2 protein-coding genes are annotated in these 1,050 nt (G+C 69.4%); both read right to left on the bottom strand.

Going from position 1 to position 1,050, the window contains the following annotated elements; all coding sequences use genetic code 11:
* Positions 1–349, bottom strand: a 349-nt coding sequence (locus tag ACWF94_RS40940; RefSeq protein WP_453500445.1) for a YciI family protein, incomplete at its 3' end; no start/stop codon positions are given.
* A gap of 265 nt (positions 350–614) precedes the next feature.
* The coding region (locus ACWF94_RS40945) for an NADPH-dependent FMN reductase (RefSeq protein ID WP_453500447.1) at positions 615–1,050 on the bottom strand (436 nt) is incomplete at its 5' end.

Here is a 1,050-nt window from a genome sequence, read left to right on the forward strand (position 1 = left end):
GAACAGGGCACTGGGCGATACGGGCGGCGACCTCGGTGACCCGATCCAGGCTCTCGCAGTCGAGGACCCAGTAGCCGGCGATGACTTCCCCGGTCGCACTGTAGGGGTTGTCGGTGACGACGGGCCGGCCGTCCGACCCCGCGGTGACGGTGCGGGTGGCGGCGGGTTCGGTGAGCCCCTGTGCTTCGACCAGTTCGCCGGATTCGGCGAGGTCGTTGCTGATGGCGCCCATGTGGCTGAACATCGCCTGAAGGTCGCTCTCGTTCCAGGCCGGGCTGTGGGAGGACCCCTTGCCGCTCATGGCGTCGTAGTCGGCCTGTGCGCTCTGGACCATCACCAGGTACTTCATGATGTCGTTTCCTCCGCTGTGGGTGTCACCCCCTCGCGGGGCGACTTTCACAGGAGACGTCGGAGCCGCGAACGGGTTCTCGACACCACTCGGCGGAGAACCTCAGAAATTTTCTGAGACTTCTTCGGGGGCCCGCGAGGGCGCTCCCGCCCGCAGCCGGGCGAGCGGTGTCGGCGCCGCCGCTCACCCGGCCGCGCGACCCCAGCGCGAGTGACCGGGAAGGGCGTGCCGCCTCTTCCGGGAGCCGGGGCGTCGCCGGTGTGCGTCAGGTCGGGTACGGGCGCTGACTCCGCCCCTGCCGCAGCGTTTCGCCCCACCACAGGAGCTGGTCGAGGAACCGCTTGGCCGCGGTGTGGGCCGCCGACTCCTCGACCGGCTCGCCCCGGTTGTCGAACTTCTCCCAGACGTCGGTGAAGCAGATGGTGTTGCGGATCGTGGCGGCGTGCACCTCGTCGAAGACCTGGCGCAGTTGCTCCACCGCGTGCAGACCTCCGCCCATGCCACCGTACGAGACGAAGCCGACCGGCTTGGCGCTCCATTCGTCGAAGAACCAGTCGATCGCCGTCTTGAGTGAGGCCGGGTAGCCGCGGTTGTCGACGGGGGTGACGACGATAAAGGCGTCGGCGGCGGCGAGCCGGGCGCCGAGGGCCTCGACGGGACCGGGGCGCGGAGCGTTCTCGTTTCCCGGGAGAATGTCCGGG

The organism is Streptomyces sp. NPDC055078 (assembly GCF_053607985.1).